This window comes from Komagataeibacter diospyri (genome assembly GCF_043995075.1).
Lineage (GTDB): Bacteria > Pseudomonadota > Alphaproteobacteria > Acetobacterales > Acetobacteraceae > Komagataeibacter > Komagataeibacter diospyri.
Window position 1 is genome coordinate 2697230 of sequence record NZ_CP171836.1, and the last position, 19231, is coordinate 2716460.

Here is a 19231-nt window from a genome sequence, read left to right on the forward strand (position 1 = left end):
CAGCACAACGGCCCTTCCTTCGGGAGGGGCCGTTTTTTTGTATCCGGTTCCAGCCGTAAGGAATGCTGCTTTTTAAGGCATTCCGCTGATTTGCCCTGTGGTATAAAAGGCACACATGCCACATTGTTCAGGCTGTTTCAGCCGTCGATATCTTGTCCGGAAAATCAGAAAAAATGCGAAAATCGTTGTATTTGTGCGGGATACGGGTTGATACCTGCCGGGGGCAACAGGCTGTGGTCAGATAGATAAACAGCGCGTTGCATTTTTTAAACTTTGCCTGTGCATGTGTATTTCATAAGTCAACAGACAGGCGGAATGTTCAGTTTCCGTAATTACTTCAGCATGACCGGACGGGACGGGGCTGTGGACAGGAAGGCAGACGGGGATGGCTGCCACTGGAAACCGTATGGCTGTCCGTGAGCGTGGGCACCACATATATTTGCGGGGGAATACATGAAGACGGGCCGGGATTTCTATAGCGCAGTAAAACGTCAGGTACGGGTCGCGGGGGGACGCGCCGGACTGGCCGGTCTGCGGATGCCGGGACTGAAGACACGGCTGCGTGCCATGTCCTGCCTGGTGGGGACCGTCTGTATCGCCACGGGGGCAGATGCGTGGGCACAGACAGCCACGCCCACCACACCGGCACAGCACCGCCATGTCACGCCAGGGCATGTTGCGGCGGCACAGCCGAAGACTGCCACCCCGGCACAGCCCGCGGGTATCGTGGACCAGCAGGGGCCGGAAACGATCCGCGTTGCCTCGTCCCGTCAGGCGCGTGATGGCGGCGGCGGCATGATGCGGCTGGAAACGGCGCCGCATGCGGTCCAGACCATTGGCAAGCAGTTCATTGAAATGCGTAATCCGACCAGCACCGCACTGGATCTGGTCAAGAACCTGCCCAGCATGAACGTGACCACACCCGATCCGTCAGGTATGGAAGGTGGCCAGATCCAGACCCGCGGCCTGACCGATCTGGATATGGGACTTATGCTGGATGGTGCACCCGCAGCGGCGGCGAAGTATCTCAACGAGGATATCGATTCCGAAAACCTGGAAAGCGTGGAAGTCACGCCCGGCAGTTCCGCCACGGACCTGCCCGCCATGTCCGCTGCAGGCGGTGTGATGAACGAGCGTTCCCACACGGCATCGCACAAATTCGGTGGCATGACCGACTTCTCCTACGGGACGAACAACATGTCGCGTGAGTTCATCCGCCTTGAATCGGGCGATATCGGCAAGACCGGTATCCGTAGCTACTTCTCGTTTTCCAACACGCATTCACGTTCGTGGATGGGTTCGGGCATCAACCAGCGCAAGCATATCGATTTCGGGCTGCAGAAGGACTGGGACAACGGATCCAATGCCAGGCTGTTCGTGTCATGGAACTCCGAGGACTTCACAATCGACGCCTATCCCGACAGCACGGCGTTCTACAACTACAAGCACACGGGCACCGGTTACGGCCGTAATTCCGACCCGACCAGCGACAACTACTGGAAAAACAACAACGACCACTGGAACCAGATTTTCCTGACGGCGCCGATCCATGTCGTGCTACCTGCGAAATTCGCCTTCGACCTGCAGCCCTATTTCAGCTTCGGGCAGGGGTGGGATGCCTCACCGGGGAACAATACCCTGTACGGCCAGAACTGGAGCGCGTCCGAAAACCGGAACTACACCAGCTATTTCCTGGAAAACGAAGCCCGACAGGTCGGCGCGGTCGCCAAGGTGAGTTACGACATCGACCGGCACAACCATCTTTCGTTTGGGTACTGGTATGAAAACAACCAGACCATCCAGAACTATCCCACTGGGTACACCATGGCGAACGGGGCGGCACCCAGCCCCAACTGGCAGCAATATCAGGGTACGGCCGCCAATGGGTACGGCATTACCGGTGTTAATGCCGGTTATGAACTGCATTCGCTGTTCATTCAGGATACCGCGAAGTACTTTAACGACAAGCTGCAGATCCATGCGGGCTTCAAGTTCGTCATGTCTGATGCATGGAACAAGGGCTGGGCAGCCAATTCCGATGCGCGCAAGTGGGTTTATGGCCAGAATGGGCAGCAAACGGGCCATAACGGCGCCAATACGACTGAACCCCTGCCGCAGCTTTCCATCAGCTACACCTTCAACGATCATCACCAGATCTATGTGAATGCCGAGGGCGATTACCGTCAGCCGAGTGCTACGGATCTGGGCTGGCTGTCACCCACGACGGGTTCACCCATGCTGAAAAACCAGTATTCCATCAAGGAAGAACTGGGTTATCGCTATCACGACAAATACGTGATGCTTGACCTGTCACTGTTCAACTACAATGTGACGAACCGTATTCTCAGCACCTATCTGGGCGCCAACCAGTACATGCCGATCGAAGGTGGCAACCAGACCATGCGTGGCTTTGACGTCATGATCGCCAGCCGTCCGTTCCACGGGTTCAGTCCCTACGCTTCGTTTGAATACCTGCACGCAACGCAGGATTCCAATGTAGTGGACTCCAACCCGTTTGATGCCAGCTATGGCAAGACGATCGCGGCAAAAGGCCAGCAGGCCATCATGGCGCCGCATGTGATGGCAAACTTTGGCCTGACCTATAAGTACAGGGGTTTCTTTGCCAATGCTGCCGTGCACTACACGGGTCCGCAGTCTGTCGCGCTGGACAACAGCGAGCGCATGCCCGGCTACGTGACCGATACCCTGTCGCTGGGATATCACTTCAAGCCGTTCATGTATGCCAAGTCGCCTTCCTTCAAGCTGAACTTTAGCAACCTGACCGGCTCCATCGTGCGGACAGGGGCCATGGGGGCCATCTATCATGCCGGCAGCCAGAGCGGCAGTTATCCGGTGTTTTATGGTGCATCCAGCCCCACGGGTCGTGCAGCAGACGGCAACTCCTTCATGGTCGAGCCACGCTTCACCATGACCGGCACGATTTCCACTTCCTTCTGATCATCATCACACACGGCAAACCCCGTCTTTTGCAAAAAAGGCGGGGTTCTTTGTGTCAATGCTGTCCCGTCGTAGCGAAAACGCGGGGGCAGTCAGCTTGGGAAACGGATTGTGAAAACAGGCCCGATACACCCCGTTGATGAAATGCTGCCCGCAGGCATGCTGTTTGCCTTTGGTCTGCAGCATGCGCTGGTCATGTACGCCGGTACGGTCGCCGTGCCGCTGGTCTTTGCCGCGGCCATGCACCTGTCACCGGCACAGACTGTCCTGCTGATCAATTGCGGGCTGATGACATCGGGTATCGCCACGATCATCCAGAGCATCGGTATAGGCAAATTCGGTTCCCGCCTGCCCATCGTGCAGGGGTCATCCTTCGCCATGCTGGCGTCCATGCTTCTGATCGGCCAGATATACGGGGTGCGCTCGGTCTTTGGCGCAGTCATTGGCGCGGGGTTGGCGATGGTGGTGCTGGCGCCGGTCATGGCACGGCTCATGCGGTTTTTTCCGCCTGTGGTGATCGGCTGCCTGATTACGATCATCGGCCTGACGCTGGTGCCGGTGGCGGGGCGGTGGATTGGCGGCGGCACACCTGGCGCGCCCGATTTTGGCAGCATAGCAAACCTTGGGCTGGCGTTTGTCACCATCCTCATCACCGTGGGGGTGCAGGCGTGGGGCAGGGGGTTCGTGGCCAATATCAGCGTGCTGGTCGGGCTGATCGCGGGCAGTATCCTCGCGGCCCTGTGCGGCATGGGGCATTATGGCACGGTGGCGGATGCCCCGTGGTTTGCCGTCAGCATGCCCTTTGCATTCGGGCTGCCCGAATTCCAGGTCATGCCGGTGGTCATCATGCTGCTGAGCATGGTCATCATCGTAGCCGAAACGACCGGCAACTGTCTGGCCATTGGTCGCGTGGTTGATATGCCGGTGACTGACGCCACTATTGCGGGCGCGCTGCGGGCGGATGGCCTGTCCACCATGCTGGGCGGGATGTTCAACAGCTTTCCCTACAACGCCTTTACGCAGAATACCGGGCTGATCGCCATAACCGATATCCGAAGCCGCTTTGTCGTGGCTGCCGCCGGTGTGGTCATGATCGGACTGGGGCTGTTTCCCAAACTGGGCGCGCTGATCGCGGCCCTGCCGCCGCCGGTACTGGGGGGATGTGGTCTGGTCATGTTCGGCATGACCACCATTGGTGGCATACGTGAACTGCTGCATGTGCGTTTTCAGGGGACACGCAATGGCCTGATTGCTGCCGTGTCCATTGGTCTGGGCGTATTGCCCATGGCATGCCCGGACCTGTTTATCCATCTGAACGGGCTGGCGCGGCTGCTGCTGGGCAATGGCGTGCTGTTGTGTATCCTGTCGGGCGTACTACTCAACCTGCTGGTGGGACGCAGAAGCAGTACGCCTGATGTGGAGGATGCCGCGGTTCAGGTGGCAAAAGACACACCGCCCCTGTCGCAGACTGTCAGGACTGGTTAAGGGCAGCCTTTCAGGGACGGAAAGGATTGTGCAGATCAGCGTTATTGTCGTCCCGGTCGTTTTCAGGCATGTGCCAGCCCTGTGTTTGCACGATGTTGCCTTTCAGCCGGGTAAAAAGAACCACATAAACCGGAACAGTGTTCAGCCGGTTCATGTTTTCACGGAATCCGGTGTGCCTGTACACGGCCTTGGTAAAATACAGGCCGCATATATGGTTGCGGGGGCAGATAGGGTCTGTCGCCTGTGAGCAGCAGACGTCGTTTCTCCGCCAGGGTGCAGGCATTTGGCCATCAAGATAACAGGACAGATGCCGCCATTTAGCCTGCGCAGGTTGGCGCGTTATGGCTTTCAGGCTGTGCTGCTGCGGGGTCGGAAGACAAGGCGGCTGGCGCTGCACAGCATGCCGATAAAGGCGACAGCCGACCCGAATCCCAGGCAACTGCGTTCCGCGTCATGCGCGATCAGGCCAAAGACCATGGCCACGCACATGGCCCCGGTGGCCTGCCCGCACTGGCGCGCGATCTGCACCATGCCCGACGCACCGCCCGAACGTCCTGGTGGCGCGGTAATCATCATGATGCGGTTGTTGGGGGGCTGGAAAACACCAAACCCCATACCCGCAATCGTGATGCGCCACGCAATGTCGTACCATTCCGGGTGGGGTGGCAGGAAATAGAGCGTCAGAAACCCCATTGAGGTCATGAACAGCCCGACTGATGACAGGATGGCAGCCGGTACCCGGTCTGTCAGTCGGCTTATGACGGGGGCAACGGCCATGATGCCGACCGGCCACGGTGTCATGAGCAGCCCTACGATGGATGGCGGGTAATGGAACATCGACTGCAGCGTGAACGGAAAGGAAATCATGAACAGGTTGGAGGAGACAAAGGCCACGAATCCGACCAGTGTGCCCATGCGGAAGGCGGGAATACGCAGCATGTCCACCGGGAACATGGGGTGTGCCCGCCCGCGCTGGCGGCGTACCAGCAGCCAGCCCGCGGCAATCCCGGTCAGCAATAGTGCGATGACCTGCGGCATGCCTGCATGGTGCGCCACCGAATCCCCCGCCATGATCAGCGCGCCGAAGGCCAGTACGTTCAGCAGGGCGCTGATTCCGTCAAACGTTCCCGCGCTGAGGGGCGTGCGCGGCAGGGAAACCAGCGCCAGCACAAGGGCTGTCAGCCCCAGCGGAATGTTGATCAGGAACAGCCATGGCCATGTGGCGACCGTCAGGATGATGGAGGCTACCGTCGGCCCGCCGCCTACGCCCAGCGCCACCATCACGCCATTCAGCGCAATGCCGCGACCAAGGATGGCATGGGGATAGATGAAGCGGATCAGCGCGATGCTGACACTCATGATGCATGCGCCACCCACGCCCTGTACCGCGCGCGCCAGTGACAGCATGAGCAGCGAATGCGACAGCGCGCAGAACAGTGATGCCACCGTCAGCAGGGCCAGGCCGATCTGGCACAGTCGCGCAAAGCCGATGCGTGAACCCAGCGCCGCCATGGGCAGCAGCGAGACCACGCTGGCCAGCTGGTAGGAATTGACGATCCACACTGCTGATGCGGGCGAGACATGGATATCCTGCGCAATGGTGGGCAGGGCGACATTGGCGATGGCGTAATCCAGCAACGCCAGCAGAACCGACAGCGCCACGGCGGTTACCGCGCGGCCGCGGGCCGCGCCATGCAGGCCTTCGCCTTCGGTCAGGACAGGGGTCGATCGGGGGGGCATGGCAGCGGCTTTTCAGGCGGGAGTATCTGTTATGATAATGTAACGGCATGTGGTCGCGCCGCAATGCCCCGGTATCCATGCGGATACGGGGGACGACCGTGCGGCAGGATATTTAAGGTCAGCCCAGCGCGTTGAGCGCGCGCTGGCCGATGTCATGGCGGTAGATGCCATCGGGCCAGTCAATGACCTGAACGGCTTCATACGCGCGGTCGCGGGCCTGCCGCAATGTGTCCCCCGTGGCGCAGACCGCCAGCACGCGACCGCCTGCGGCCACCAGTTCGCCTGCCGCATCCTGCTTCGTGCCCGCCTGGAATACATGCACGCCCGGCATGGCTTCGGCCGCTGCGATATTGCGGATCACGCCGCCGGTTATCGGTTTGCCGGGATAGCCGCGCGCGGCCATGACCACGCTTATGGACGACTGGTTGGAAAAGCGGATATCGGTCTGTTCCAGTTGCCCCTTCGCCACGGCGGCAAGGGCGGCCAGCAGGTCGCTTTCCAGACGGATCAGCAGGGCCTGTGCTTCCGGGTCGCCAAGGCGGACATTGTATTCGATCAGTTGCGGGCCGGTCCGGGTCAGCATGATGCCTGCGAAAATGATGCCGGTGAACGGCGTGCCGCGACGCGCCATTTCACGCAGCATGGGGCGCACCAGCAGGTCCAGCGCCGCTTCCTGCTGCGCACGGTCAAACCCGGTGGGGGGAGAAACAGCGCCCATGCCGCCGGTATTGGGGCCGGTATCGCCATCGCCAATGCGTTTGTGGTCCTGCGCCGCGCCGATCAGCACGGCGGTTTCCCCCGCGCAGAAGGCGAACAGGGAGACCTCATCCCCCATCAGGCAGTCCTCGATCACCACGCTGTGGCCCGCCTGTCCCAGCGTGCCGTCGGTCATCATGTCGGTAATCGCCTGCTCGGCCTCGGCCGCGCTCTGGGCCACGACCACGCCCTTGCCTGCCGCAAGGCCATCGGCCTTCACCACGACCGGCGCGCCATGACGGCGCACGTAATCCAGTGCGGGACCGGCTGCGTCAAAGCGTTCCCACCGCGCGGTGGGAATGCCTGCTGCATCACAGACTTCCTTGGTGAAGGTCTTGCTGCCTTCCAGTGCCGCGGCAGCCTGCGTGGGACCGGCGCAGGCAATGCCCGCTTTGGCGCAGGCATCGGCAATGCCCGCCACCAGTGGCGCTTCGGGGCCGGGCACGACCAGGTCAATGCGCTCACGCCGCGCCAGCGCAATCAGTCCCGGTACGTCATCGGCGCGGACGGGGCAGTTCGTGCCCAGCGCCGCAGTGCCCGGATTGCCCGGCGCAATGAACAGGGCATCAAGCAATGGCGACCGCGCAATGGCAGCGGCCATGGCATGTTCTCGTCCGCCTGATCCAACCAGCAGCACCCGCATCACTCGTTTCTCCCGTTTTTCATCTCTCCCCTTTCGGGGTGGCCGTCTCTATCATACCTTGCGCGGATGGATGAACAGTTTCCCGACTCCGGCCGCGCCATGGGCGGCAATACCCCGGAATTTTCGGTCGCCGAGATTTCAGGGGCCATCCGCCGGGTGCTTGAAGGCACGTTCGGCCGTATTCGCGTGCGTGGTGAAATCACGGAATTCATGCGCGCCCGGTCCGGGCACCTGTATTTCGCGCTCAAGGACGAAGGGGGCAAGCTGTCCTCCGTCGTGTGGCGGGGGACCGTGCCGCGGCTGGGGCTGAAACCGGAAAACGGGGTGGAGGTCATCGCCACGGGCCGGATTTCCTCCTACGGCGAACGGTCTTCCTACCAGATGGTGATCGACCGGCTGGAATATGCAGGTGAGGGCGCGCTACTGGCCCGGATCGAACGCCTGCGCCTGCGCCTTGCGGCGGAGGGCCTGTTCGATGCGGACCGCAAGCAGCCACTGCCCTTCCTGCCGCGTGTGATCGGGGTGGTCACATCGCCACAGGGCGCGGTGCTGCATGATATCCGTACCACCATTGCCCGCCGCTTTCCCCATCCCGTCCTGGTCTGGCCGGTGGCGGTGCAGGGGGAAGATGCGGCCGAACAGATCGCCCGTGCCATCACGGGTTTTGACGCGATTACGGGGGACGGTACGGTACCTCGTCCCGATGTGCTGATCGTTGCGCGTGGCGGTGGGTCGCTGGAAGACCTTATGGCGTTCAATGACGAAGCCGTGCTGCGTGCGGTAGCGGCGTGCCGTATCCCGGTGATTTCCGCCGTGGGGCATGAAACGGATACGACACTGGTCGATTTCGTGTCCGACTGCCGTGCGCCAACGCCCACGGCGGCGGCGGAAATGGCGGTGCCGGTGCGTGCCGAACTGGAGGCGGGCCTTGCGCAGCGTGATGCGCGCCTGCGCGGTGGACTTGGGCGCACGCTGCAACTGGCGCGCGCACGTCTGGACCGGGCGGCGGCGGGGTTGCCGGACCTGCCTGCCGTGGTGGAAAATGCCCGGCGGCGGCTGGATGACCGGGCCTACCGGCTGGATCTGGCGCTGCCAACGCGGATGGAACAGTTGCGCAGCCGCCTGCGTAATGCGTCCGACCGGCTGCCCGCGCCGCAGATGGTCCTTGCCCTGCGCCGCGCGGACCTTGCGCGTGTTGACGCGGCATCCCGGCAGGCCATGGCCGGTTTCCTGCATCGCCGCGTTTCCACATTGCGTGGCCTGCGTGTACCGCCCGCCATGCTGGTGGCGCAGCTGCATGCCAGCACCAGCCGCCTTGCCGGGGCGGCGGGGCAGTTGGCCTCCCTTTCCCCGCAGGCCGTGCTGGAACGTGGTTACGTGCTGGTGACTGACAGCGCGGGCAAACCCCTGGCACATGCGGCACAGGCCCGCCGGGCGACACAGGTGACCCTGACCTTTGCCGATGGCAAGGTCGCGGCCCGTCCCATCGGTCCGGGAAAAACGCAGCAGGGGCATCTGGATCTGTAATGCACATACAGGCACGAAACATGACGATAACGATACGATTCTGCGCCATGGGCGCCGCCCTGCTGCTGGCGGGGTGCGCGGGACAGGCGGCGCACCGGCCCGCACCCCGTCCCGCCGCGGGACAGGCGGCCACGCCGCCGGGACGTATTCCCCCACAGGATTTCGCTCCCGGCCTGACGGGGGAGGAAGGGGCGCCCCCACAGGGCACCATCCTGACCAATGACCCTTCGGCACCTGCGGATACGCCGCTATGTGGCCATGCGGCAAGGGAGGCGAACAGCATTGGCGCCACCATCCACCCCGATATCACCCCAACGGCCAGCAGTTGCGCCGTCAATGCATGTTTCGATGCGCAGACCGGTACCTATATCGCCGCCGATGGCAGCCGGCGGGTCTGCCGCTAGCGCCCGGGGCACAACACGCTGCATGGGTCATATACCACGGGCGGGCAGGCGGGCGTCATATTCCGATTGACTTGGTCCGGATGGATGGTTGACCCTTTGGGACATCATGAGCCTCCCCCCATCATCCGATAGCGTAGGCGACCCGCAGGCGACGGTACACATGTTCCCCCTCAAGCGCATGCTGTCGCTGCGCGAGGCAGCGGAGTATGTGGGCATCACGCTGCTGCGGCTGCGTAGCCTGCGTCTTGTGAATGCGGGGCCCCATGCCGCCATGCGCAACAAGAGCGGGGTCATGTTCCGGATCGAGGATCTGGATGAATACGTGGACAGCCTCTATCGCCGCGCCAACATTTCCCATACCGAACAGGCACGGCATCGTAACGAATGGCGCGGCAGGCTGGCCGCCCTGCCCGAAGAGGCACGCGGCGGCATATCCGATTCCTTCATGCAGATACTCACCCGTGACGAACTTCTGGAAAAAGGGGCCAATCGCGGGTTCCGCGTCCTGTTTCTTGGCGGCCTGTGCCTGATTTTCCTGTCGCATACGCCCCTGATCTGGCGGCTGTAAGGGTATGACGTGGGGCGCATTTCGGGAAAATGCGTTTTTTGGGCTGTGCGGGTATGTTCATTCGACATACGATCCGCTACGCAGAAACCACGATAGCGGAACAATAATGGATCGGATAATGACAGGTATGCGCAGCAGCATTATGGCCCGGACCGGATACGCGCGGCTATGTGGCGCGGTTTGTGGGGCGGCACTTGCCCTGATCCCTGTCCTTGCCATGGCGCAGGATGCCGGTGGCGGCCAGCAGCAGGCCCCCATACTGCCCATGCCGCCCGTGCCGGAATTCAAGCCGCTACCCCCGGGCACGAAGCCTGTGGCGCCTGTCATCGGTATTTTCAATACCCAGCAGATCATGGCGCAGTCCACGGCAGTGCAGAAGCTGCAGACCGAACTGGGCACCCGGCGCGAGGCGCTGGTGCGTGACGTCCGCGCCGAGGACGGGCAACTGCAGGCCCTGCGCCAGTCCATCATCAAGGCAGGAAAGGCTCCCACGCCGGAACAGCAGCAGGAACTGCAGAAGCGTGTGAATGCCGACCGTACCAAATTCGGTAACCGGAACCGGATTCTGGAAGAAGATGCGCAGGTTGCCCTGAACCAGGTGCAGCGTGAAATGCAGCAGATTGTCAGCGCCATTGCCACAGCCCGTGGCATGACCATGGTGCTGCAGGCTGGCACCGCCGCCCTGCATGACAACAGCCTTGATATCAGCGATCAGGTCGTGACCTATCTGAATCAGGCGCTGCCATCGGTGTACCTGCCCAGTGCTACGGAAGATCCTGAAGAAATCGCCAAGAGCGGTAAATACCCGGTCATGCCGTTCCAGCCCGCCGATAACGGCGGCGAATGATCATCTGACGGTCATTTAAAGAGTAGTAAAAGTTTTTGGGTGCCGCCTTTTGCAAAAAGGCGGCATTCTTTTTGAAGATTTTTGAAAAAGGCTTCACCAAAAACTTCTTTATGATTTTCAGGCCAGCAGGTCGGCTGTGATCGCCCCGGTTGCCAATACGGCATCAGTGGCCGCCAGCCGGACCAGATAGCCCCGTTTTCCTCCGTTGATGACAACATAGGGCTGTGTCAGCGCTTCCTGCGCCAGGGCGGTCCGCACGCGTTTGCGCTGGCCGAACGGGCTGATCCCGCCTACGCGGAAACCCGTGCTGCGTTCGGCATCGGGGGGTGGCATCATTTCGGCTGATTTGCCGCCAAATGCGGCAGCCACCTTCTTCATGCTCAGGGTGGCGGCGACCGGCACCACAACACAGGCGGGGCGTCCATCCACCATCACCATCAGGGTCTTGAATACCCGCGCGGGATCGTCCCCGATTGATGCGGCGGCATGGTTGCCCGTCTGTCCGGCATTGGGGTCATATTCATATTCAATGACGCTGAATGTAACGCCTGCCTTTTCCAGTGCCGCCGTGGCGGGTGTCGCCCTGCTCATACGGTTTCCTTTTCCCTGAAATCATACAAAAGTTTTTGGTGAAGCCTTTTTCAAAAAGCTTCGAAAGACTTCCGCCTTATTGAAAACAGGTGGAACCCAAAAACTTTTATTTTTCAATAGGCTGTTTCAATACCGAAATGTACATAAGTCCCCTGTGGCTGGGGACCGGGCAGGCACAGGCTGACGATCCGGGGCGCTACCGCCTCGGGCGGGGTCAGGCTGTCCATGTCCAGTGCCGGCATGGCCAGCCGGCGCAGCCGGGTCGCGACCATGCCAGGTTCAAACAGGTTGATGCGCAGCGCGCTGCCCTGTGGCAGTTCACTGACCCATGTCCTGACAATGGCGTCCTGCGCTGCGCGGGTCGCGGCCACCAGCCCCCAGAAAGGGGCGGGCGTCTGTCCATGGCTGTCGGTCAGGAAGACGGCGCGCCCGGCGGGGCTGCGTTCCAGCAGGGGGGCCAGCGTGCGGATCAGCCGCCATGTTGTCCGGGGTCCGGCCTGCATGGCCCGTTCCCAGTCACCGGGCTGCATGTGGGCCAGCGGGGACAGCATGCCCAGTTCCCCCGCGCAATGGACCATGCAGTCCAGCCTACCGAACTGCATGGCGATGGAAGGCCCAAGCGTATCCAGCTTTTCGCCATCCAGCAGGTCCAGCGGCAGCAGGGTGGCGTTCTGACCCGTATGCTGGCGGATCAGGTCATCCGTCTGTTCCAGCCCACCCTGCGTGCGTGCGGTCAGGATGCAGTGCGCGCCCGCCCGTGCCAGTGCCACGGCAACCGCCCGCCCGATGCCCCGGCTGGCGCCGGTAACCAGGGTGATGCGCCCGACGAGGTCGGTAAGCGAACCCGTCATGCAGGTTCGGGGTGGTGTTCGGCTTCGTAATCCACCAGTTCAATCGGGTAATCGCCGGTAAAGCAGGCATCGCAGTAGCGGTTGGCCGCACTCTTGCGGTCCTTGTAGCCCAGTGCGCGGTACAGCCCGTCGAACGAGATGAAGGCAAGGCTGTCCACGCCGATCAGCTTGGCCATTTCCGCGACATTGTGCTGGGCGGCAAGAAGCTGGCTGCGCTCGGGCGTGTCGATACCGTAAAAACATGAATGCGTGGTCGGCGGGGAGGAGATGCGCATATGCACTTCCTTGGCCCCCGCCGCGCGCACCATGTCCACGATCTTGCGCGACGTGGTGCCGCGCACGATGGAATCATCCACCAGCACCACACGCTTGCCATCCAGCACGGGACGGTTGGTGGAATGTTTCATCTTCACGCCCAGATTGCGGATCTGGTCGGTCGGTTCGATGAAGGTGCGGCCCACGTAATGGTTACGGATGATGCCCAGTTCGAACGGGATACCGCTTTCGGCGGCGAACCCCATGGCTGATGGCACGCCGGAATCGGGTACCGGCACGATCACGTCTGCCTCGACCGCGCTTTCACGCGCCAGTTCCACGCCAATCTGTTTACGGGTGTCATACACGGCCTTGCCATCCATGACGGAATCGGGCCGGGCGAAATAGATGTATTCAAACACGCAGAAGCGCGACTGCTTGCTGTCGAACGGCTTGAGGGAACGGATGCCATCATCGTTGATGATCACGATCTCGCCTGGTTCCACGTCGCGCACGAATTCCGCCCCCACGATGTCCAGCGCGCAGGTCTCGCTGGCCAGAACCCATTTGCCTTCCGAGCCGTCTTCTTCCCGCAGGCGGCCAAGAATCAGCGGACGCACGCCCAGCGGGTCGCGCACGCCAATCAGTTCATTGCGCGACAGCACGATCAGGGAATACGCCCCCAGCACCTGCTTGAGCGCATCGATCAGACGATCCACCACGTTGGAATAGAGCGAGATGGCGATCAGGTGAATGAATACCTCGCTATCCGTAGTGGACTGGAAGATGCAGCCCCGGCGCACCAGCGCCTTGCGCAGGGTTTCGGCATTGGTCAGGTTGCCGTTATGGGCCACCGCCAGCCCACCGAATTCAAAATCGGCAAACAGCGGCTGCACATTGCGGATCAGCGTTGCCCCCGTTGTGGCGTAACGGTTGTGGCCCACCGCGCAGTTGCCCGGCAGGGTGGCCATGACGCGGGCATCGCCAAATACCTCGCCAACCAGCCCAAGTCCCTTGTGGGTGTGGAAGCGTTCGCCATCAAAGGACACGATGCCGCTGGCTTCCTGCCCGCGATGCTGCAGCGCGTGCAGACCAAGGGCGGTCAGGGCGGAAGCATCCTTGGTGTCCCATACGCCAAAAACCCCGCATTCCTCATGCGGCTTGTCATCATCATGCCGCCACTGGGCAGCTATATCATCGCGTTCGTGCTGTGTTGTGGGATCGCCGGAAACAGCATGGAAGGTAGTGCGGGACATGGTCAGCAATCTTTCCTTGACGGACGGGTGCGGGGGGTACCGACAGAAGGTTCAGATGGGCGCGTCATGCCGCGTCCCGGCGGGTTGCGCAAGGTGCGCGTGAAAGTTATCGGGCGTATAGGCGTTCAGATACGTCACACTGTCGCCAATCAGGGGAACGATACGGCTCGATCGCATGACATCGGGCCATTCGGCTGCGGGGATGAGGGCGGTGATGCCCGCGTACAGCAGTACAAGGCAGACATACCCGCGCCCCAGCCCGAATATCAGGCCCAGCATACGGTCGATCCCCGACAGGATGGACCCCTGTACCGCCTGCCCTGACAGATGGGCAGTCGTGGTGAAAATGACAAGGAGTACAAGGAACAGCACGGCAAAGGACGCAAGGGCTGCCAGCGTATGGTTGCTGATCCATTGCGTGGCATAGGGCATGAGCGCGCCATACCACGCCACGGCCATGATGATGGCCATGACCCAGGCGGCAAGGCCCAGTACTTCGCGTGAAAAGCCGCGGACCGCACCCACCACAGCCGACAGGGCGACAATGGCGATGCCTGTTGCGTCAATCCAGTTCATGCGTGCCGGACCGGGGGAGTGCCCGCCGGCAGGTAACAGGCATGGACCTGGTCCATCTATCGCGACATTTCCTGCTGTTCCGCCTGCGGCCAGCTTATGCCACCGGCATGCGGTAACGCATAGGCCAAAAATGGTCCGTTTCGATTTCGTACCCGTACAGGGGGGTCAGGGCAGCTTGGTGGTACGGATTTTCCATGGCCGTCTGCGCGCGGCGGTGGATATGGATGTGCGTTCGGTCATGTTCAGCGCCAGCAGCAGGTTGCCCATGCGGGTGCGGCGGTCGAGTTCGGTCCACACATCCTCGGGATCGATGCTATCGGCGGCCCAGATTTCCAGCAGGTGGGTCAGGACATCGGCGCTGTGTGCGATCAGGCCCGTACGGTCATGGGTCATGAGATCCATCACGCACTGTTCGGCAGCACAGGTGAAGGCCCGACCGGCCTCGCGCGTGACACGGGTATTGCGGGGCCTGCCATCAGGGGTGCGGGCCGCGTCCAGACGCGCCTGCAACCGGCCAAGCGCATGGTCGGCGCCGGGCCGGTCTGATGGCGGGGAAGGCGTGGGGCGGGAACGGGACATGGCATGATGATGGACATTATTTCGCCCACCGGTCAACAAGTCCCGCCGGATGGCCCCGATGCGTTTTTCAGATCGAGAAATACTTCGCGTGCGGGTTGAAAATCACCAGCGCCGAAGTGGACTGTTCGGGGTGCAGCTGGAAGCCATCGGTCAGGGATACACCGATTTTTTCCGCATCCAGCAGCTTCAGGATCGGCTCCTGTTCCTCCAGCCGGGGGCAGGCGGGATAGCCGAAGGAATAACGTGACCCCCGGTAGCCCTGCTGCAGCAGTTTCGCCATGTCGCGGTCGTCCTCGGCGGCGAACCCCATTTCGGCGCGCATGCGCTTGTGGGTGTATTCCGCCATGGCTTCCGCCATTTCCACCGACAGGCCATGCAGGTAGAGGTAATCCTTGTAACGGTTCGCCTCGAACCATTCACGCGCGCGGTCCGATGCATTCTGTCCTACGGTCACGACCTGCAGGCCGATCACATCGCGCTGTGCATCGTCAATGTCGCGCACGAAGTCGGCAATGCAGGCCCCGTCCGCGCGTGGCTGGCGGGGCAGGGTGAAGCGGGCGACCTCATTCGTGCCGTCCTCGCCAAACAGCACGAGGTCATTGCCCTCGCCTGCCGCCTTCCAGTAGCCGTAGCTGGCGCGCGGGTGCAGGATGTCCTGATCCGCGCACAGGGTCAGCATCTGGCGCAGCACCGGGCGCAGTTCCCTGCGTGCCCAGACCATGAAATCATCCAGCGAACGACCCTGTTTACGGAAACCCCACTGGAACTGGTACAGCGAACGTTCATTAAGGAACGGCAGCACTGCCTCCGGCGTTGCTTCCAGCACGCGCGGCCCCCAGAAGGGCGGGGTCAGCACGGGTTCGTCCGCTGTCAGTTTTTCGCGTCGCGCGCGGGCTGCAACCTTGTCCACGGGGCCGAAGCCACGGGTTTCGGCGGCTTCGATATCCTGCGTGCGGTTGGCGCGCGTGGCCTTGCCCGCGCGGCGGGACTGGATGGCGGCAAGGTAGGTATCGAACTCACCCTGCACCACCTTGTCCATAAGCGACAGGCCATCGAACGCGTCACGTGCGTACGCGACACGCCCGCCTTCGCCATAGGCCGCGGTGCAGTCCTCTTCCACGTAATTGCGCGTCAGCGCCGCCCCACCCAGCATGACCGGGGCGTCAATGCCCTGACGGTGCATTTCCTCAAGGTTTTCGCGCATGATGACGGTAGACTTGACCAGCAGGCCGGACATGCCGATCGCATCGGCCCTGTGCTCACGCGCGGCCGCGATCATGTCGGCCACCGGCACCTTGATGCCCAGGTTGATGACCCGGTAACCGTTATTGGTCAGGATGATGTCGACAAGGTTCTTGCCGATGTCATGCACGTCGCCCTTTACGGTGGCCAGCACCATGGTGCCACGGGCCTGCCCTTCGGTGCGTTCCATGTGGGGTTCAAGCCATGCAACGGCGGCCTTCATCGTCTCGGCTGACTGGAGTACGAATGGCAGCTGCATCTTGCCTGCGCCAAACAGTTCGCCCACCACCTTCATGCCATCCAGCAGCACGGTGTTGATGATGTCGAGCGGCGCCATGTCCTGCATGGCTTCGGCAAGGTCGTCTTCCAGCCCCTTGCGGTCGCCATCGACAATGCGGTCCTTCAGGCGTTCGGGCGCGGTTTCGGCCCGGGCCTTCTTTACTGCGTCCGCGGCCTTGCGGTCGGCAAAGATTTCCAGCATGCGCTGCAGCGGGTCATAGCCTTCGGCGCGGCGGTCGAAAATCAGGTCTTCGGCGACCTTCACTTCCTCGGCCGCAATCAGGTGCAGCGGGCGGATTTTCGACACATGCACGATCGCCGCCGTCATGCCCGCGCGCACCGCGTGGTCAAGGAAGACGGAGTTCAGCACCGCGCGCGCCGCTGGATTCAGGCCGAACGATATGTTGGACAGCCCCAGCACGATCTGGATATCGGGGAAGCGTTCGCGGATCAGGCGGATGCCCTCCAGCGTCCATTCGCCAAGCTTGCGGTCATCTTCCGTGCCGGTGCCGATGGTGAATGTCAGCGGGTCGATCATCAGGTCGGATTGCGGCAGACCGTGCTTTTCGCATGCGAATTCAACCAGCCTTGTCGCGATGCGCAGCTTGTCTTCCGCAGTCTTGGCCATGCCCACTTCATCAATGGTCAGCGCAATGACCGATGCGCCAAACTTGCGTGCCAGCAGCATGCGTTCGGTGGCGATTGCCTCCCCATCCTCGAAATTGATGGAGTTGATGATCGGCTTGCCGCCATGCAGCTTCAGCGCCGCCTCGATCACCGGGGTTTCGGTGGAATCGATCACCAGCGGCGCGTTGACCGAGGACGTGAAGCGGGTGACCACCGCGTTCATTTCCTTCATTTCGTCACGGCCCACGAAGGCGGTGCAGATATCAAGTGCGTTGGAGCCTTCGGCCACCTGTTCGCGGCCCAGTGCCACGCAGCCATCCCAGTCGCCGGCTTCCTGCAGCTGCCGCCATTTTTTCGATCCGTTGGCGTTGCAGCGCTCGCCAATCGAGAAATAGCTGTTTTCCTGCCGCAGCGGCACCTGTGAGTACAGGCTGGCGACCGACGGGATCCATACCGGCTTGCGCGGCACGGGGGCGGGACGGATGCGGCCCGTGCCCTCGGCGCGCTTGCGCAGCATCTGGTCCAGGGCCTGCGTATGCGGCGTGGAGGTGCCACAGCACCCGCCAATCAGGTTCAGCCCGTCCTCGGTAATGAAACGCTCGACCCAGCTTGCCATTTCGGCAGGTGTCAGCGGATAGTGCGTCGTGCCATTGACCAGTTCGGGCAGGCCCGCATTGGGCTGGACCGAGATCAGGCCCGGCCAGTTTTCGGACAGCCAGCGCACATGTTCCGCCATTTCCTGCGGGCCGGTGGCGCAGTTCAGGCCCATAAGCGGCACGTCCAGCGCGTTGATGACCGTGGCGGCGGCGGCAATGTCGGGGCCGACCAGCAGCGTGCCGGTGGTTTCCACCGTGACCTGCACGAAAATGGGGGTATCCACGCCCATCTCGGCGCGCGCGATCTTGGCGCCATTCACGGCGGCCTTGATCTGCAGCGTGTCCTGGCATGTCTCGATCAGGAAGCAGTCAACACCCCCTTCGATCAGGCCACGGCACTGCTCGGCCAGGCCCGCTTCCAGCGTGTCGTAATCGATATTGCCCAGCGAAGGCAGCTTGGTCCCCGGCCCGATGGAGCCGACAACGTAGCGGTGGCGGCCATCGGCAAAGGTCTCGGCAGCTTCACGCGCCAGATGGGCGGCCGTGCGGTTGATTTCACGCGCGCGGTCCGCCAGCCCGAATTCCGCCAGTGTTATGGGCGAGCCGCCAAAGCTGTTGGTTTCCACCATATCGGCCCCGGCCTCGAAATACCCGCGGTGAATTTCGCGCACCAGTTCAGGCCGGGACAGGTTCAGGATTTCGGTGCAGTTTTCCTGCCCCCAGTAATCGCGCTCGACCTCAAGGTCCAGAAGCTGTACGCGCGAACCCATGCCGCCGTCACACAGCAGGACCTGATCGCGAAGGGCATCGAGAAGATGGGGACGAGTGGTCATTGTTATCCTGATGTCTCATGAAAGGGGACACGGCGGGCGATGGCATTGTGCCGTCGGGTGTCCGGTAACTGTCTTGCATAAAGTTATGTCCGGTGCCCTTTATTCCCTTAACTTCCCGCCAGTGTCCAGCGCCATTGCCCCAGATGGAGCATACCCGCAGGCCCGTATGGATAAATGGAGAATGCCATGACCCGTGACGGGCGTATCGTGCTGGAATTCCTGACCCGCCCCGCAATCCCCCATCCGCGCGCCGACACCTTGCTGGTGGTGGATCATGCGCATGCATCCGTGTCGGGGGCTGCATGGGCCGGTGTCATCACGGTGGACCAGCCTGCCGCATCGCCGTTCACGCATGCAAGGGGATGCGTGTGCTGCACGGGGCGCGGCGGGGGGCTTGCAGCGGTGCTGGGTGATGTTGTCCGCAGGCGTGCCACGGGCGACCTGAAATGGTTCGACCGCGTTGCCGTGCTGCCACCCGAAGGGCAGGAAACGGCCTGGCGGGCAGCACTCTTGGGGGATGTCGTGGTCAATGCGCGCTTTGCCATGCAGCCCCCGCATCCGGATTCGGCCTGAAAAATAGTCCTGTTAAGGAACCCTTTGCTTTCTGCTCCTAGTCTG

Annotated in this window: 16 protein-coding genes; 7 read left to right on the plus strand and 9 right to left on the minus strand. The window is 62.0% G+C overall.

Annotation, left to right across the window (positions count from 1 at the left end):
• Positions 1-453 precede the first annotated feature (453 nt).
• Both ACE2AA_RS12635 and ACE2AA_RS12640 read left to right on the plus strand, forming a co-directional pair.
• A complete protein-coding gene (locus tag ACE2AA_RS12635; protein WP_141261758.1) occupies positions 454-2958 on the plus strand; it encodes a TonB-dependent receptor in 2505 nt (834 codons plus the stop codon).
• A gap of 111 nt (positions 2959-3069) precedes the next feature.
• Complete coding sequence (locus tag ACE2AA_RS12640; protein ID WP_395370006.1) at positions 3070-4443, plus strand: uracil-xanthine permease family protein; 1374 nt, start codon at positions 3070-3072, stop codon at positions 4441-4443.
• 10 nt (positions 4444-4453) lie between these two features.
• Here the strand turns inward: ACE2AA_RS12640 and ACE2AA_RS12645 are convergent, their stop codons facing one another.
• The 3 genes from ACE2AA_RS12645 to purD all read right to left on the minus strand — a co-directional run bounded on the left by ACE2AA_RS12645 (position 4454) and on the right by purD (position 7582).
• Positions 4454-4597 (minus strand): hypothetical protein, encoded by a 144-nt coding sequence (locus ACE2AA_RS12645; RefSeq protein WP_154670677.1) that lies wholly within the window; start codon positions 4595-4597, stop codon positions 4454-4456.
• A 194-nt stretch (positions 4598-4791) separates the two neighbouring features.
• Positions 4792-6183, minus strand: coding sequence for an MFS transporter (locus tag ACE2AA_RS12650; RefSeq protein ID WP_395370009.1), 1392 nt, complete (start codon positions 6181-6183; stop codon positions 4792-4794).
• A gap of 118 nt (positions 6184-6301) precedes the next feature.
• Positions 6302-7582: a phosphoribosylamine--glycine ligase gene (purD, locus tag ACE2AA_RS12655; RefSeq protein ID WP_395372206.1), complete on the minus strand. Its 1281-nt coding sequence runs from the start codon at positions 7580-7582 to the stop codon at positions 6302-6304.
• 66 nt (positions 7583-7648) lie between these two features.
• Here purD and xseA point away from each other — a divergent pair, with 66 nt between their 5' ends.
• From xseA to ACE2AA_RS12675, 4 genes are all read left to right on the plus strand, one after another.
• Positions 7649-9109 (plus strand): exodeoxyribonuclease VII large subunit, encoded by a 1461-nt coding sequence (gene xseA, locus ACE2AA_RS12660; RefSeq protein ID WP_141261760.1) that lies wholly within the window; start codon positions 7649-7651, stop codon positions 9107-9109.
• Between the two features lie 47 nt (positions 9110-9156).
• On the plus strand, positions 9157-9513 hold the full coding sequence (locus ACE2AA_RS12665; RefSeq protein ID WP_395372207.1) for a hypothetical protein: 357 nt from the start codon (positions 9157-9159) through the stop codon (positions 9511-9513).
• Between the two features lie 160 nt (positions 9514-9673).
• A complete protein-coding gene (locus tag ACE2AA_RS12670; protein ID WP_141261811.1) occupies positions 9674-10081 on the plus strand; it encodes a DNA-binding protein in 408 nt (135 codons plus the stop codon).
• Positions 10082-10208: 127 nt separating this feature from the next.
• The gene (locus ACE2AA_RS12675; protein ID WP_141261812.1) at positions 10209-10928 is read left to right on the plus strand and encodes an OmpH family outer membrane protein; all 720 of its coding nucleotides are present in this window, start codon (positions 10209-10211) and stop codon (positions 10926-10928) included.
• 117 nt (positions 10929-11045) lie between these two features.
• On the opposite strand, the gene ybaK is transcribed toward ACE2AA_RS12675, so the two are convergent.
• From ybaK to metH, 6 genes are all read right to left on the minus strand, one after another.
• Positions 11046-11519, minus strand: a complete 474-nt coding sequence (gene ybaK, locus ACE2AA_RS12680; RefSeq protein ID WP_395370011.1) for a Cys-tRNA(Pro) deacylase — start codon at positions 11517-11519, stop codon at positions 11046-11048.
• 113 nt (positions 11520-11632) lie between these two features.
• Complete coding sequence (locus ACE2AA_RS12685; protein ID WP_141261762.1) at positions 11633-12370, minus strand: SDR family NAD(P)-dependent oxidoreductase; 738 nt, start codon at positions 12368-12370, stop codon at positions 11633-11635.
• Complete coding sequence (gene purF, locus ACE2AA_RS12690; RefSeq protein WP_141261763.1) at positions 12367-13881, minus strand: amidophosphoribosyltransferase; 1515 nt, start codon at positions 13879-13881, stop codon at positions 12367-12369. The genes ACE2AA_RS12685 and purF overlap by 4 nt, the downstream gene beginning before the upstream one ends.
• A gap of 51 nt (positions 13882-13932) precedes the next feature.
• Complete coding sequence (locus ACE2AA_RS12695) at positions 13933-14457, minus strand: CvpA family protein (RefSeq protein WP_141301836.1); 525 nt, start codon at positions 14455-14457, stop codon at positions 13933-13935.
• Positions 14458-14622: 165 nt separating this feature from the next.
• A complete protein-coding gene (locus tag ACE2AA_RS12700; protein ID WP_395370014.1) occupies positions 14623-15036 on the minus strand; it encodes a phosphoribosyl-ATP pyrophosphatase in 414 nt (137 codons plus the stop codon).
• A 67-nt stretch (positions 15037-15103) separates the two neighbouring features.
• The gene (metH, locus tag ACE2AA_RS12705; RefSeq protein WP_141261766.1) at positions 15104-18613 is read right to left on the minus strand and encodes a methionine synthase; all 3510 of its coding nucleotides are present in this window, start codon (positions 18611-18613) and stop codon (positions 15104-15106) included.
• Positions 18614-18799: 186 nt separating this feature from the next.
• On the opposite strand from metH, the gene ACE2AA_RS12710 reads away from it, so the two are divergent.
• Positions 18800-19186, plus strand: a complete 387-nt coding sequence (locus ACE2AA_RS12710) for a hypothetical protein (RefSeq protein ID WP_395370016.1) — start codon at positions 18800-18802, stop codon at positions 19184-19186.
• The last annotated feature ends 45 nt before the right edge of the window (positions 19187-19231 follow it).